The organism is Paenibacillus sp. SSG-1, assembly GCF_002224835.1.
In the GTDB taxonomy this organism is placed as follows: domain Bacteria; phylum Bacillota; class Bacilli; order Paenibacillales; family Paenibacillaceae; genus Paenibacillus_AQ; species Paenibacillus_AQ favisporus.
The window spans coordinates 3,103,258-3,118,602 of sequence record NZ_MBRK01000001.1 but is presented as its reverse complement, the minus strand read 5'-3'; the positions used below and the strand labels follow the sequence as shown (position 1 = coordinate 3,118,602).

General features: G+C 46.9%; 16 protein-coding genes. 5 read left to right on the top strand and 11 right to left on the bottom strand.

The window, feature by feature from the left end; genetic code table 11:
- Window positions 1-19: 19 nt before the first annotated feature.
- From BCV73_RS14415 to BCV73_RS36215, 3 genes are read right to left on the bottom strand one after another with little or no spacing between them, the layout of a single operon-like run.
- On the bottom strand, window positions 20-481 hold the full coding sequence (locus tag BCV73_RS14415) for a hypothetical protein (protein WP_089547647.1): 462 nt from the start codon (window positions 479-481) through the stop codon (window positions 20-22).
- A gap of 5 nt (window positions 482-486) precedes the next feature.
- Window positions 487-1,278, bottom strand: coding sequence for a hypothetical protein (locus BCV73_RS14410; protein WP_089547646.1), 792 nt, complete (start codon window positions 1,276-1,278; stop codon window positions 487-489).
- Between the two features lie 22 nt (window positions 1,279-1,300).
- On the bottom strand, window positions 1,301-1,753 hold the full coding sequence (locus BCV73_RS36215; RefSeq protein ID WP_089547645.1) for a CBO0543 family protein: 453 nt from the start codon (window positions 1,751-1,753) through the stop codon (window positions 1,301-1,303).
- Window positions 1,754-2,019: 266 nt separating this feature from the next.
- Between BCV73_RS36215 and BCV73_RS14400 the strand changes: the two genes are divergently transcribed.
- Window positions 2,020-2,424: a hypothetical protein gene (locus tag BCV73_RS14400; protein WP_089547644.1), complete on the top strand. Its 405-nt coding sequence runs from the start codon at window positions 2,020-2,022 to the stop codon at window positions 2,422-2,424.
- A gap of 101 nt (window positions 2,425-2,525) precedes the next feature.
- On the opposite strand, the gene BCV73_RS14395 is transcribed toward BCV73_RS14400, so the two are convergent.
- From BCV73_RS14395 to BCV73_RS14385, 3 genes are all read right to left on the bottom strand, one after another.
- Window positions 2,526-3,746: an MFS transporter gene (locus tag BCV73_RS14395; RefSeq protein ID WP_089550256.1), complete on the bottom strand. Its 1,221-nt coding sequence runs from the start codon at window positions 3,744-3,746 to the stop codon at window positions 2,526-2,528.
- Window positions 3,747-4,096: 350 nt separating this feature from the next.
- Window positions 4,097-6,289 carry a M56 family metallopeptidase gene (locus BCV73_RS14390; protein ID WP_089547643.1) on the bottom strand — a complete coding sequence of 731 codons (2,193 nt, stop codon included), beginning with the start codon at window positions 6,287-6,289 and terminating at the stop codon, window positions 4,097-4,099.
- A complete protein-coding gene (locus BCV73_RS14385; RefSeq protein ID WP_089547642.1) occupies window positions 6,286-6,663 on the bottom strand; it encodes a BlaI/MecI/CopY family transcriptional regulator in 378 nt (125 codons plus the stop codon). The genes BCV73_RS14390 and BCV73_RS14385 overlap by 4 nt, the downstream gene beginning before the upstream one ends.
- A gap of 227 nt (window positions 6,664-6,890) precedes the next feature.
- Here BCV73_RS14385 and BCV73_RS14380 point away from each other — a divergent pair, with 227 nt between their 5' ends.
- Entirely contained in the window at window positions 6,891-7,706 is an 816-nt protein-coding gene (locus tag BCV73_RS14380; protein ID WP_089547641.1) for a nucleotidyltransferase family protein, read from the top strand.
- A gap of 95 nt (window positions 7,707-7,801) precedes the next feature.
- Here the strand turns inward: BCV73_RS14380 and BCV73_RS14375 are convergent, their stop codons facing one another.
- A complete protein-coding gene (locus tag BCV73_RS14375) occupies window positions 7,802-8,821 on the bottom strand; it encodes an alpha/beta fold hydrolase (protein WP_089550255.1) in 1,020 nt (339 codons plus the stop codon).
- A 138-nt stretch (window positions 8,822-8,959) separates the two neighbouring features.
- On the opposite strand from BCV73_RS14375, the gene BCV73_RS14370 reads away from it, so the two are divergent.
- On the top strand, window positions 8,960-9,865 hold the full coding sequence (locus BCV73_RS14370) for a LysR family transcriptional regulator (protein ID WP_089547640.1): 906 nt from the start codon (window positions 8,960-8,962) through the stop codon (window positions 9,863-9,865).
- A gap of 138 nt (window positions 9,866-10,003) precedes the next feature.
- Here the strand turns inward: BCV73_RS14370 and BCV73_RS14365 are convergent, their stop codons facing one another.
- A complete protein-coding gene (locus tag BCV73_RS14365; RefSeq protein WP_089547639.1) occupies window positions 10,004-10,879 on the bottom strand; it encodes an aminoglycoside phosphotransferase family protein in 876 nt (291 codons plus the stop codon).
- Window positions 10,880-11,069: 190 nt separating this feature from the next.
- Entirely contained in the window at window positions 11,070-12,542 is a 1,473-nt protein-coding gene (locus tag BCV73_RS14360; RefSeq protein WP_256992860.1) for an alkaline phosphatase family protein, read from the bottom strand.
- Between the two features lie 116 nt (window positions 12,543-12,658).
- Between BCV73_RS14360 and BCV73_RS14355 the strand changes: the two genes are divergently transcribed.
- A complete protein-coding gene (locus BCV73_RS14355) occupies window positions 12,659-13,552 on the top strand; it encodes a phosphotransferase enzyme family protein (protein ID WP_179232001.1) in 894 nt (297 codons plus the stop codon).
- A 31-nt stretch (window positions 13,553-13,583) separates the two neighbouring features.
- Here BCV73_RS14355 and BCV73_RS14350 read toward each other — a convergent pair whose 3' ends face one another.
- A complete protein-coding gene (locus BCV73_RS14350) occupies window positions 13,584-14,480 on the bottom strand; it encodes an NmrA/HSCARG family protein (protein ID WP_089547637.1) in 897 nt (298 codons plus the stop codon).
- 126 nt (window positions 14,481-14,606) lie between these two features.
- On the opposite strand from BCV73_RS14350, the gene BCV73_RS14345 reads away from it, so the two are divergent.
- Window positions 14,607-14,939, top strand: coding sequence for a winged helix-turn-helix transcriptional regulator (locus tag BCV73_RS14345; RefSeq protein WP_089547636.1), 333 nt, complete (start codon window positions 14,607-14,609; stop codon window positions 14,937-14,939).
- A gap of 23 nt (window positions 14,940-14,962) precedes the next feature.
- Here the strand turns inward: BCV73_RS14345 and BCV73_RS14340 are convergent, their stop codons facing one another.
- Complete coding sequence (locus BCV73_RS14340; RefSeq protein ID WP_089547635.1) at window positions 14,963-15,340, bottom strand: VOC family protein; 378 nt, start codon at window positions 15,338-15,340, stop codon at window positions 14,963-14,965.
- Window positions 15,341-15,345 lie beyond the last annotated feature (5 nt).

The window sequence follows — 15,345 nt, the reverse complement described above, 5'->3', positions numbered from 1 at the left end:
TGCGGCTTTTTGTATTTTCTTAAACGACCCTTGCTGTTCCAAAAGCATAATGATGCCATAAAATATCTTCCACCGTGTCCGCCTGCTCCTCCTCGCATTCAATCAAGAGGATCACTTCCGAATTTTTGCCCCGTAACAGACGCCGCTGCTTTTTAATGACTTTGTAGTAGAACAAGTCGATGCAAACCCCAAGGATAAAACCAGCTGACGTGCCAATCAGGCCGCAGTAGATCGGCCCCCAAGCCAGCTTAAAACCGACACTGGCACCAATGACGGCGAACGCCGTTCCAAGCGCAGCTCCTGTGCTGACCAATGAAATGCCGTCTGCGTTGTGAATGCTGTCAAACAATCGCCGCTCTGTTTTGCGGTTCGTTAAAGGTACAGCGAAAATGTTCTCTTTATGGATTCCGTTTTTCTCCAGAACCGTGATCGCTAATTCCAAATTGGTGGAATGCTCAAACGTTGAAAATATTTGTACCATCCGGTTTATTTCACTACCTTTCCCTTTTTTACTTGAAACGAAGGGCCTTGGTAATGCTTGATCAGGAAGCTCTTCTGCTCGTTGTTAAACAGCTTGTTGTTTTCCACGGTGTTTGCATACGAATCGTACGCTGCGAATCCCCACATGGAGGGCATAAACAGCAGCCATTGTTTATCAAGCACGGCCGTTGACTCCGTTAATTGACCAAGGAACAGGTAATGGACGGAAAGAAGCAGCTTGGAGAAATATAAAAATGCGATCGTCCAAGCAAGTGCGAAAAACGCGGTGACGATGCGGTGAATGTGCAGCTGTCCAAGCCCTGGCATAAATAAGGACCAGATGACCGACATGACGGGTTGCCGTTTATCCAAATAATTAATCTCCATCGCTCCGATGGTAAAAGAGTTAAATGGCGCATTTTCTTTTTCAGCGAGTAAATAAACTTTGTTCATATCGACCGATGTCCGGTAACTGTCCCAAATGCCAAACAGATAAACCGGAATATACATGAGCATCCACCTTGAATCCAGTACCTCTTTCGCTGACTCAATATTCCCGCAAAACGAATGCACTATCGCCAGATTAATCTTTGCGTTGTAATTGACAATCACTTCCCAGATAAACAAGGTGAGCCCACGCAAATATTTGCTTAACAGGAGGTGCCCAAAACCCGGAAATGCCGCAGACCACCAAGCAATGACATACGGATTGCGGATATGAAACTGGGTGGTGCCGGCTATGGAAATATGGGCTTTGTAGCGGCGGAATTTGTTTTCGACATTCCTGTAATTATCCACGAACTTTCCTCCATAAATACACTTAACGATTGGCTGTTTGCCTTCTCACGAGTTTCAGATTACACACCAGAATTAAGAATATAAAGGGATACAATACAGCTGAATACCACAGCTTCCAACCGTTGTAATAAAAAAAGTCAGTCTGCAAGGTCAGCCATTCAAAGCTGATCGAAAATGCGGACCACGCTAAAATATATATGATTTTGGACCAGTTTCTCTTATGGAAAGGGAAAAAATTCAAGAACAGAAAGCTGACGGACGGGAAATACATGATAATTGCCAACATAGATAACCACTGGAATCCAGGGGATAGATAGCCATAGAGATCATAATGCAGGTCAAACACCACATCCGTGGTAAGACCGAATGCGTAGGCAAAAAAAGAAGTCGCATAAACCTCAATCCTGCTTAAATTTTTGGGAACAGTAAAAGACAAAATGTTCAGAAATAAAAAAAATACAAATATATAGACCATGCTTATTGACCACTTCCCATTTTGATCCGGCGCAGTTCTGTGCCTGATTAGCATTATGGGATGATTCAGATGATTATAAACCCCCTTCACTGAAGACAGTAAAAAGCCCTCGGCGATGGTGGCAAGGACTTATCGGATTTTTGTTGAACATTACTAGTCTCCCAAAAAAATCATACTTTTGGCCGGGGCGTGTTTCTACCCAAGCATTACCATAGGGACAGCATACATTAATAGAGTCAACTTATGATGATTAAGGAGGAGATATGATGGGGAACAACAATATTCATGGCTGTCCCGCTCCACAGAATATTACATTGGTGCAGCGCTTGCAGGCGCTTGTGGGACGAACGGTTACGGTGTTCCAGCCCGGGTTTCCGAGATTAACCAAAACAACAGGCAAGCTCTCCAATGTGACCAAGTCCTCGTTTACAGTTGGCAAGACTGTAGTCGCAATCCAAACCTCCTTCTATATCGTTACGAACGAAAAGGTTATACGGACGAAACCCTTTGACTTGACAGCCACCGCAGAAGATATCGGCGAATTGAACGGGATTTTAATCCGCGTGGGCCGGGGGTTTGTCGAGTTTGTCCAGACCCCGGGCCGAAGAGTACCTACCATTTTTCCATTGAATATATTTACTGAAGTGATTTGCGAAAGCGATGAGGAGTAAGAGCCGCACCAAAGCGAAAAACCTTCAATCCGTGGTGGCATGGATTGAAGGTTTTTTGAGTTTAGATGCTTCTATTAAATTGTAAGATGCAATGCAGTTTTTTACCCTTCTTCCGTCGAGTAGGTCTTCAGGTTCCGAAGAACCGGGAAAAGCCAATACATCCAGATTACGGCAACAGCTAGGGTGCCAACGCCGCCGATGATGGTTGCCGGCACGGCACCGACCAACCCGGCCATCGTGCCGGATTCGAATTCGCCGAGCTGATTGGAAGTGCCGATGAAGAGCGAGTTAACGGCATTGACCCGGCCCTGCATCTCTTGGGGCGTGTTCACCTGTACAAGCGTCGAACGGATCACGACGCTGACGACGTCGGCTGCGCCGGTGAGAAACAACGCGAAGAGCGAAAGCCAGATGCTGCGGGAGATGCCAAACAGGATGGTCGCCAAGGCGAACATCACGAGCGAGGCAAACAGCGTTTTGCCAATGGCTTTCTCAATCGAAATTCGCGTGAGAATCAGCGAAACAACGATCGCGCCGACTGCTGGCGCGGCGCGAAGCAGACCGAGACCGGTCGGACCGGTCTTCAGGATTTCGTCGGCAAAGATGGGCAGCAATGCCGTCGCACCGCCGAGCAGAACGGCGAACAGATCGAGCGAGATGGTGCCCAGGATGATTTTACGGGCGAATACGAACCGCAGACCGCTGAAAAAGGTGTCGATCCCGACGGCATCCAGCTTTTTAACGAAATGAACGGTCTTCACGAAGAAAATCAATACGACGGATATAAGGAGTGCGACCAGCGTTGTGATGTAGGCCGTAGAGATGCCCCAGATCACGAGTACGCCTCCGAGCGACGGGCCGACGATCATCGCCGTTTGCATTCCCGAGGCGGACCAGGCGGCTGCCTGCGGCAGCTGCTCGCGGTCGACGATATCCGGCACGAGGGCGGCAGAAGCCGGGCCCTCGAAGGTACGGCAAGCTCCAAGTATGGCAGCGGCGATCAACAAATGGACAGAGGTGATCCAGCCCTCAATGCTGCTGATGACGAGAAAGACGACGACAGCGCACTCCATGAGTTGGCAAATATAGACGATGGTACGGCGATCATAGCGGTCCGCCGTCTGCCCGGCCGGCAGCGTCAGCAGCAGCATAGGCAGGAACTGGGCCAGGCCGACAAAGCCGAGCTGAAAGGCGCTGTCCGTCAGTGCGTACATCTGCCAACCAATGACGACGGACAGAATTTGAAACGCGCTGGCCGAGAAAATCCGCGCAATCCATAAGTGCAAAAATGAGCGGTTATGGAGCACGGACGAAGTGTTCACATTCAATGCAAGTCATCCTTTCTTGTTGTGGAAAAAATGCCGAACGTATAGTTTCGGTTAGGCGAAACTATGTATTTGCTTACATAGTGCTCATTCATTTTATATGAAATGAAAAAAAGAAGGAAGGGAGGGGGAGAAAAACATTCTCAGAACCGCCAAGGTTGTCATATACTTGGAGATGTGAGGTATACGTTACTTGAATGATTCAAAGTTTAGGGGTAAAAGTAAACCGGATCTTAAGTAACGGCGAAATATAATGTGAAGATAATAAGCAAGCCCCTCACGATAATGATCGAGAGGGGCTTGCTTATTATTCGTGCTATTTCCGAAAGTTACCTTTTCCCCAGGGACTATTGCAATGGAGCAGAAATCATAGCTTTCAGGCTGTCTTCCGGGAGTTTGTCCATGCCCCAGAAAACGGCAGTATAATAAATATCGTTTTGCTTCCATAAGTAATAAGGAAGTTTAATGTTATCGTCGGATGATAAGTAGACATGATTCTTGTCTTCATAAGCCGAAACTTCGACGCCGTCCATATCCAGTGTCCGGGTGAGTGAGAGTTGGGACGCGTCGAAAAGCGGCTCTTTGCTCTGATATAGCGAGACACCGGTTGAGGAATCGGAAGGTCCGTGATAAGTTGTCCATAGTGCGTCCGCCGCTTGTCTGAAACCATACATGGTATTCTGGTCGCCGGCTCTAAGCAGTACCGAACCGCTCAGTTTATGTTCGGGCAATTCCTGAGGGATTTTCACCTTAAAGCCGAGAATGTTCTTCGCCGCAAGCAAATCTTTCTCATCATACAGGGGAAATGAGTTTCCAGCTCCGTCGTAGCGGACATGCTGTACTTCCTTCGGCATGACAAAAGATTGCACCATTTTGGTGAGATCTTCCTGCGACATATACTCGCTATAATAATTGATTGCGTACCATACGTGGTCATCCTGCCAGTAGAAGCTTCTGCCGGTTTCCGGCCTTTTCTTGTCGCGTCTCATTTCCGTGAATAACGTGCCTTTGACATTGCCGACCGTCACAGCTTCCTGTCGGTATTCAAGCGGCTTGTTCGGATTTGGGGGAATCTGAGAATAAGGAGCTCCCTGCAATTCACCTTCCTCCAACAAATTTCCCTTGCCCTTGGAAGCCTTGACCTCTATGGTTTGTTCATTTTTTTGGCCAAAGTTAGATACAAAAGTAACGGATACTCCGTCGATAATAGGATCGGTATCATGAATGTTGGTGACGTTCTTAAAATATAATATATCCTCCAATTGATAACCTTCAGGAAGATAGTCAGGCACTTTATAGTTATACTTCGGAAAATCAAGTGCCCGATCGATACTATGAAACCATCTGAATCTGTCGTTGTATGTAGGATATAGGTTCAAACCCGTGTTTACGGATGGTTCCTCCATATCCAGCCTAGTATCCTTCCCGGCATCCGACGCATTGGTGAGCAAGATGGCTCCCAAGACGATAACCAAAAGAATCGCAGCGGCGGATAGCTTGTACGAACCTTCCTTAAACTTGGCAATCATCATCATTCTCCGTTTCGCTTCATATTTGCTGTCCCCAAAATGCGACAGGTTGATGCCAGGAGGAGGTTGTTGGGAAAATGAACGCGACAGCATGAGTAACGTCTTGCCATAAGGCAAAGCTTCACGCTCTCCCAATGTTTCAAGAACTCTTGCGTCGCAGGCCACCTCCTGATCGGCTTTCATTTTTCGAACGGAAAGCCACACCAAAGGGTTGTACCAATGCATTCCTACGGAAAGAGCCCACAGAGAGTTGAACCACAGGTCTTTGCGCTTGTAGTGAATCAGCTCATGCATCAGGATATGCGTTAGCTGATTTGAATCAGCGATCGTGCTGACATCTTTCGGCAAATAAATCCTTGGCTTCCATAAGCCATAAAGACAAGGACTGCGAAGATGGCTTGTTTCATAGGCGTATATTCGTTTTTTTATGTTCAGCTTTCGTGTACACGCTTCAAGAACGTTGAGTACTTTAGTGTTCTCAATCTGTAAGGAGTTTCCAACTCTTCTTCTGAAAATGAGCGCGCTCAGCAGGTAATATCCTCCTAAGCATAGAAGCCCTACAAGCCATACCAGCGAGCCGATCGATAGCCAAGTCAGTCCATTCGTAATGCCTGTGGAATGGTCTTGAGAAGAACGTGTTACGAAGGAAGACCCAAGTTCCTCTGCCGGATTTGGAGTGAGTTCAGGAAGCTGGTTTTTTACATCAGTTTCATTGTATTGAATTTCCGTGCTTGATCCGTTCTCACTTTGATGAGTAGGTTGTATACTTTTCTGATCCGAATTTCGTTCCATCGGGAACATTTGCGGCAGCACATTAAACAGGCTCACCGGACTCTGCGGAGCAAGGGGAACCAGAAGCTTAATTAACACAAGAAACCACAATATATAAACAACTCTAGGTTTAAGATGCTTTTGGAACAGCTTCCGGATTATAAGCAGCAACAGTAGGATTAATGTCGATGCCACTGACGCTGTGAACAGAAGAGAGAAGGCCGTTTCCAGATACTTCATGACTTCTTCTTGTTCTCCAAGATTTGTTGAAGCTCCTCAATATCTTTCTCCGAAAGTGTCTCTTCTTCGAGAAATTTTGCGCACAGCATCCCTACAGCTCCTTTATAAACTCTATTCAGGAATGAGCGATTCTCGGCTTTCAAGTATTCATCATGCGAAACCAGCGGATAGTAGAGGTAATTCCGGCCGGACTTTTCAAATCGAATGGCCCTTTTCTTGTGAAGCCTATTCAGGAAGGTTTTAACTGTCTGGTCTGACCATTGCATTTGCTGGGTTAATTCGGAAATGATCTCGCTGGCGGACATAGGCTCCTTTTGCCAGAGAAGCTTCATCACTTCGCTTTCGGCTTCGGTAATGTGCGGGGATTCGTGCATAGTAGTCACCTTTCTTGTTTTTTTGTTTACAGCTGTAAACGATATTTAAAGTTTACAAGTGTAAACGTAACATGTCAAGTTAAATCGAGCCACCTGAAGGCAACAGAATAATCATACTTTTAAAGCCCGCATCCTTTGACAACGGAATACATTTGACGATCCATCTTTGTAAATGTTATTTTGTAATAATACCCATTTTATGGGTCACAAATGAAGGGGTGCTTGGCATGAAGTTACCTTTACACGAGCGATTCATTAAACAAGCGATTGAACATGTAAGCAAAGATCAACGTTTTATGGGCCTGCTCGCGGGCGGATCCATGATGTATGGAGAAATGGATGAGTATAGTGATCTGGATTTAATAATCGTCTACGACGATGCTTTTCAAAAAGAGATCATGGAACAACGCATCCCATTTGCCGAAAGGCTTGGTCATTTACTGTCTGCATTCACAGGCGAGCATGTTGGGGAACCCCGATTGCTTATTTGTTTATATGGACCAGCCCCTCTCCATGTCGATTTAAAATTTGTTCATTTGGGAGAGCTCGAATCCCGGGTCGAGAACCCACTGATTCTTTGGGAGAGAGGTAGTGGAATTTCAACAATACTCCATAATACAAGTGCATCGTTCCCCTCCCCTCAGCCTCAATGGATCGAAGATCGCTTCTGGGTATGGGTTCATTACTGTGCTGCAAAATTAGGGAGAGGCGAATTATTCGAAGTGATTGATACGATAACTTTTATGCGGAATACAGTGTTAGGACCATTGGTACTCATCCACAACGGTCATTCCCCGAGAGGAGTCCGAAAGCTCGAGAAATATGCCCTCAAGGAAATGGAGGAATTACAAGGAACGGTCCCTATCCATAGCTTTGAGAGCTGCTATCATGCGTTAAAAAATACGATCCAGATGTATCAGCGACTACGCCAAGGTTCGGATATTGTGCCAAGGAACGAAGCAGAACGTGTTTCCATCGAGTTTCTTGATGGTATCTATTCAGAAAATTCCAATGGAAGCTCGTTCAACGAACGGAAACTATAGCGCAGCATAAACACAACAGCAGCCGATCCAACGGATCGGCTGCTGTTGTTACTGTCACAAGGGTTTGTTCGATGAGGCGTCATGATTTTAATGAACTATTCATTTATACTCATCGCCAACAAGCGTTTGAGATTGTCATCAATAAATTGATTATCGGCAGAGTTGATTCCACGGCCGGCAAAATGGCCCCAGCTCGATTCGATCGGTTTAAAAACCGCATGAGGTATAAGCTTAGCCTCATATTCATTATCGTCCGCGGGACAGAAGAGATCCGTACTTCCCGGCATAATGCAGGCATGCGCCTTAATGCTTCCCAGCGCCTTATCGAAATCTCCGTTATAGGAGGGGTTTGCACTAATATCTGCATGTTGGCCGGTCCATAACATGGCCAGTACGTTGTGCGGATCCATCTTCATAAAGCTATCTTCCCAGACGCCAGCCATAAAATCTGCCAACGAGCTGAATCCCATCTCACGATACATTTCCTCTCTGTAAAAGGCCTGAGATACGCCCCATCCCGCATAGACATCGCCAACGGCGCGCATGTCAGCAGAAGTCAACCCGTCAAGTTTGCTGGAATCGAACCGGACTGAAGCCATGAGCGCGGCTTTCATTCCGCCCAGGACTACATACGTTTGGGGCCAAGTCTTTGCTACTCCGGCGAAAGGAGCGATTCGTTCCACCATGTCGGGATAGCTTGCCCCCCATTGGTAGGCTTGAATGCCTCCCATGGACCAACCGACAACGAGAGCAATCTTCTCAATGCCGAATTTTTCGGTCACCAGCCGATGCTGGAATGTAACGTTGTCATAGATCGTTACCTGCGGAAAATTCGCCCGGTCGAATGGAGGAGGCGTGTTGCTGGGAGAGGAGGATAATCCGTTGCCCAGCAGATTGGGAACGATGATGAAATATTCTCGCGGATCCAGCGCCATGCCGTCTCCGATCAACCATTCATTTTGAACATGCTGGTCGCCAAATGCCGTTGGATAGACGATGACATTATCTTTATTTTCATTCAATTTTCCATAAGTCTTATAAGCAAGAAAAGCGCTCGGTAACGTCACTCCCGATTGCAAGGTTACGTCACCCAAATCAAAAATTTCATAATCCATCATATCGTTTGCTCCTTTCAAGTTGAAACCAATAGATTGTATTTCTTGTTGTCAGTATAGTTCTGTGTTACTCTCAATAAAAGTGAATAGAATTCAAAGCAGTGTTCAATATTTTTGAAAATGAAAGGGGAGCGTGTGATGGAATTGCGCCAGCTGAATACGTTCCGTACGGTTGCATCCACATTGAATTTCAGTCGGGCTGCGGAAGTGCTAAACTATGTCCCGTCCAACGTCACGATGCAAATAAAAGCATTGGAAGATGAGCTTGGAGTTCGTCTCTTTGACCGCTTGGGCAAGCAGCTTGTTCTCACGACGGCGGGGAAACGCTTTTTAACTCACATTCAAGATGTTCTGGACAAGCTGGACGAAGCTCGCAGCGCCGTTCATGACAATGAAGATTTAACCGGCACCCTGACGATCAGTGCCAATGAGGTCGTGTGCGCCTATCGGCTCCCAGCTGTCTTTCAACGATTTCGCTCGCAGCATCCGGGGGTTCGTCTGATCTTCCGCTCCGTTCCTAATCTAGAGCTCAAGCAAGCACTATTTGAGGGAACTGCCGATGTCGTCTTTATGCTGGATGAGCCCATTCGCTCGAGCGGACTTGCCGTGGAGCCGTTGGTGGAAGAGAGGTTCCGCCTCTTTGCTGCTCCCGACCATCCTCTCGCCAAAAGAAACCTGCTGCAGCTGGAAGATTTTCACGGAGAAGTGTTCCTGACGAATGAAAAGGGCTGTCCTTACCGAACCATGTTCGACCGGTCATTTGAGAAAGAGGGAATAGATAGTATTACGTATTTAGAGTTTCAAAGTGCTGAAGCGATTAAACAATGTGCCGTTTCGGGAATCGGTATTGCCTTCCTTCCTGAAATCGTAACAGAAGCTGAAGTTGATCGGGGCGACCTTGTTGCTCTTCCATGGGAAATTCCGGATCTGCACGTGTATACCCAGATGTCTTGGCATAAAGACAAGTGGCTTTCACCAATCATAGAGTCTTTTATAGCAACGGCAGGAGAAGTGCTTGCAAATTCCCCTATTCATGCCGTGTAGTTCGCAGAACCATTTATTAAACAAAAAAACAAGTTCTCGTCTTTATCGAAAGACAAGAACTTGTTTGGTTAAGATGAATCGTGGGGCAACGTATCTTATGAATAGAAGGGCTTGGATAGAGGCATAAAGGTTCTTTCCTTACAACCGCTTGTAGTCCTGGACAATAGTGTCCACCACTTGCTTTCCCCAATCCGCAGCTTCCGAGCCCTTTTCATTCCAATCATAGGTGATGAGCCCTTTCCATAGGGCCCAGCCGCGAGCGCGATGAATGGTGTCCTCATCAAAATCCATCCGCTTCAGGAACAGGTCGCGGCTGGCTTCATCAAAAAAGTTCCAGGCCATCACAAGGTCGCTCGAAGGATCGCCTACGCCCATCGTTCCAAAATCAATTACGCCGCACAGTCGTCCATCCCTCACGAGCAAATTGCCTACGGCAACATCACCATGCAGCCACAGCGGCTCTGATTGGTATCTTGTCGCAAGGGCAAGCTCCCATATTTCCGTTAGCAGCTTGTGATCGTATTGCCCGGATAGCTTTTCGATGATCGTTCTTGTCTCATCATCATATACCGCAAGATTTCCCCCTCGATGAAAGTTCTGGACCCCTGCCGGGACGCCGCGGCTTGCGTCGATCGCCTCCAACTCTTGTAAAAAACTGGCGAGATCTTCGGCAAATTGGTTGTGATCGGATATGTTGCTGTGCGTGACCGTGTCACCGTCAATCCAAAGGTTCACGGACCAGGGAAGAGGATATTCGTCCGTGGGCGCTCCTTTGGCAACCGGAACCGGAATGGGGACGGAAAGAAGCGGCTTGAAAACGGGAAGCCAGGTCAGTTCTTTTTCAACAGCCGAGGCGTAGCGTTCATGACTTGGTAAACGGACGGTCATTTCACTGCCCAGCCGGTAGGTACGGTTATCGTGGCCGCTTTTTTCTACAGGCTTTATCTCTAAATTCGCCCATTCCGGAAATTGGCTATCGATTAATCGGCGTACCAGCTCACAGGTAATCTCCATCTTCTCACCGCTTTCTAAAAAATGGTAATCAAATTATAACCTTTCACCTGCATCTCCTCAAGGGTTGGAGAGACCGAGAAATAAGAACGTAAAAAAACCGGGACATGTATAGCCCGGCTATCGCTATTTTTGATCATGTCTTTATGAAATCAGACCAATCACCTTGGGGCAGAGCAATGTTATAATCAGCTCAAACCTTTAAAAGTTGAAGAAAATAAGATTTTAAATCGACGACCCGCAGTGACTCCGGTTTATGGTCTGTACCGGCAATTATTAGAGGAACGAGCGACTCCGCTTGACTTATGCCCCCGTGCCCTGCGCCCCCTATATGGGTGGGTGAACTGCCGTACTTCAATTCATATCCCGGCTTTGCGGTTACGACCATGTATTCCCCATGATGTGAATGTAAGGCAGCGGACAATCGCCGGAGAACATCGGGGTAATGTCCATATTCCACCGTATGCTTTTGGGTATTGATTTGTAAATCAAGCACTTCGGGATCTTCGGCCAATGTCCATGATTGATGATAGGGATCAACCAGGTCTCCTTGTGACCGATAGGCGAATTTCTTGGATGATCCAGATCGAACAACGCGAATCCAATCATCATCTTTCCAAGCCAATATATCGATTCTTTCGTCAGCCTTCAATACCTCTGATATTTGCTCAAAAGAATATTGTGAGGTTAGCTTATACAAATAAGCCATTCTATCATTGATGGCAAGAATAAGCTCGGTCTGGTCCGTGACGGCGCCTCCCTGCCGTAAAATGCGGTATTCGTTCAAGATTTGCCCTAAATCAATGACCGGTTGGCGATTTTTCGGGTGGACATGAGCCATTCCGTTATCCCCCATGATGATGATTACGGCTTTTTCCAAAGCCTCTTCCGGTGAACCAAATGCCTGCAGCAAGGTCTTCAATTGGTGATCGGTGCGGATCACGCCATCCAAATCCGACGGCCCTTTTTTATGTATTTTTTGGTCCAGATCGGGGAAATAGACATACAGAAAATCAGGCAATTGCTCGTTTTGAATAAGATGCGTCACCATTCCGAGCGAATATTCATTGTTAAAGCCGAACTTACCGATGGGGCTCACCGGCAAGCTTTTCACGCTTTTCAGCGGATTTGAAAATGCTCCATAGGCAAACAAATCCGGACCTTTAACCGTGATATTTTTAGGTAATGCTGTCGGCATATGAATCCAAAAAGGAAAATTCAGCTGGTGATCCGCGCTTCCCCGATAGATCAAACCATTAACGGACCCCGATTGTAACCCCATACGGTCCAATTCTTCAAAAATGGTCGGTATTTGCGGATTCAGGTGGTCGCCGTTCATACGGATTAAGGCATCATTCAAATATTGGTTGATTCCGTTCCTGTAGATTTCCCAAAATCCGCTGCCATAATTAATGACTTTTTTGTCTTGTGCTGAGTACCAGACCAGTCCCGGTACACGATGTTCATCCGGATACGTTCCCGTCAGCAGAGTGCAGTCAATCGACACGGACATGGTGGGAAATGAGGTGACGACATTCTTATAGTATTGACCGTGTTCCATCAAGAACTGAAAAGTTGGAAGTTTGTTTTGCTCGATTCCCTTATCAATCGCCTGGCTCATTAACGTATCGACACAAATGAAGATAATGTGCTGCAACCTGTTCACCTGCCAATTTTTTCTGCAAGCCTATTCTTAAGCCACATTATTTGCTTTCAGTATTCAAAATATTCGGCAAGCGGAATGTCATGTAGGATGACATTTGTATCGAAGGGGGAGTAGAAGTGAGCGATCGTGCGGATTTGGCGCTGCCATTGGATAAGCTTTTTGAACAGTTTCATATCAAAGTGGTCTCTCCATTAGGCGGGAGACTCAACCAGCACTGGCTGGTAAATTTCAAGAACGACCTCCTTGTATTACGGCGTTGGTACAAAGAAACTCATTTGGATGAGATCGATTATGAGGTGAAATTGCTTAAAAGCATAGCTGAGCTTGGATGGCCTGTGGCTTCCGTTATTGAAGGGCCGTTCGAGATGGATGGGTATATCTGGGGTTTGTTCCCTTATCTTTACGGTGAACCGCCATCTGTCGACAACCGGGCGGCCGAACAGCGTGCAAGGGGGCGGCTTATGGGTCAGTTTCATTCAGACCTTGGCAAACTCAGTGGAATCGGTCAGCGCAAGGATTGGCGGCGGTGCGAAGAGATTCTATTTGACTCTGAGCTGGATCGATTGCTGTCACGAAATGAAAAGCAGCGCCCTGAGGAAATACGGATTCTGTGGTGGCATTTGGAACGTGCCCGCAGGCGGGTGGAGGAGCTGAAACTTCATTCCAGACCCGGGATCGTGATCCACGGGGATTTTACACCCTGGAACCTGCGATTCCAGGATGGGAAGCTCTCCGGCATACTCGATTTTGAGCTTGCGCACTGGGACCATCGAGTAGGCGACTTTGCTCTTTCTTGGCGGGGAAAGTACGACGAGGTGATTTATGGGTATGATGAAGTATCACCTCTTGAGCTGGAGGAGTGGGAACTGATTACGCCCATATGGTGGGCGGGGTTGATTGAGAATGCATGCAGGTACCTGAAGGAAGGAACTTGGGACGACGGCTGGATTGTCCGGAAATTGTTAGAGCGTTCACCGTTGATGGGACAGGACGCCGTCCCGTTCCGTTAAATGCGGCTGTTAGACTTCAGGATGATAAACTTTAATTGGTTTGGTTCGTTTGAAAAAGCACTTCGAACATCGCTTTCCCTTTCTTCTCCAGCCAAGTGTCAAAATCCATAAGACCAGGGTGTAGGCTGCGCAATGTTGGAAAATCGACTTCGTAGCCGTCTCCGTTTAACCATTCATAGATCCGCGCCAAGGTTTCGTTGTGCTGACGTATCGTTTCTATAGGAATTTGGACATAGCTTATCGGGCGGCCTGTCGCACGAGTGATGGCTGCGGCAATGCTAGGTGGAGTCCGTGCGTCACCGGCGATTTCGATCGTCTTACCCAGAAATTTGCCGGGATGTTTGAAGGCCAGTTTGACGAATGCACCGATGTCATCCACAGCTATGCAATGTACAGGCACGTCCGGGTTGGTGGCTTCAGCCAATGTCCCATGCTGAATACCATAAAACGGACTGGCGTAACTTTCCATAAATCCCGACGGACGCAAGATCGTTGCAGGAAGGCCAAGCGTCGTAATGTATTGTTCAATTTCCCACTTGGCAAAATAACGAAAGCGGGACTGTACGTCAGCACCGCTATTCGATGAATAAACGAAATGCTGAACCCCGGCATCTTTCGCCGCATCGGCTGCATTTTTACCCCAACGAATTTCTTCGGCTGTTCTTTCATCGCTTGGCTCCCACGTAGGTGGTTGAACACTGAAGACCCCGTGCACTCCTTGCATGGCAGCATCCAGCGATGCGCGATCTTCCAAATCCCCCCGGAACAATTGAGCACCAGCTTGAGCAAGGGTTTGGGCTGCCTTACTCGAAGGATCACGGGTAAAAGCACGCACCTGCCAGCCATCAGCAAGCAGATGTGACGCTGCCGCACCCCCTTGCTGGCCTGTGGCTCCTAGAACCAAAATCGTCTTCTGAAGTGTAGTCATATGCCTCCTCCTTCGAGGTAATGGAGTAACTAATTGAAAGTGTAAATCATATATGATTTCTTTGTAAGGAGACACTTTGTTGAGTTATACTTACGAATAGTAAGTAATTGGTGAGGAAGTGATTGCTTGAACCCAAGTGATGAACAAAAATGCCTATCCGCGGTTAACGAAGCGTTACAAGTGATAGGCAGCAAATGGGCTTTCCTGGTAATCTCTCAATTGTATTATGGTCCTCAGCGCTTTAATCAGCTGCGACGAAATTTGAGCACCATCAGCATCAAATCTTTAACCGATATTTTGCGGCATTTAGAACATTATAAAATCGTAAATCGTCGGGTTTACCCGACAAATCCTATTAGCGTCGAGTACTCTTTAACGGAAAAAGGGAGAGAGTATAGGGAAGTACTTTTTCAAATGCGCCAATGGGGAGAAAAATGGGGCTCCACCCCAAATGAATAAAAAGGTTGTCAACCATCGATGCTTTAATGATTAACTCTCAGGACAGAGTATCTGTGTCCATCAGGGTCAATAAACCCAAAGAAGCGGCCAAAGTCTTCATTGCGGATGGGTGTAACCGGAACGCCTTTTTCACAAAGAAAGCGATAGAGCCTATCAATTTGATGAGTCTCGAGTCCGATCATAGGAACAGCTTTTCCTTCCGTGATTATTTTTCCATGGGATGAGCTGTTATCAGATCGGGTAAGAATTAATCCTGGACCGCGCTCCAAACGTAATATTCCGATATCGTCATTTTTATATTGAACATCAAATCCGAGAACGGACTGATACCATTCAAGCGAATACTCCAGATCTGATACCGGGATATCATTGAAACGGATTTGATTCAGGTAGCTGGCCATACGAA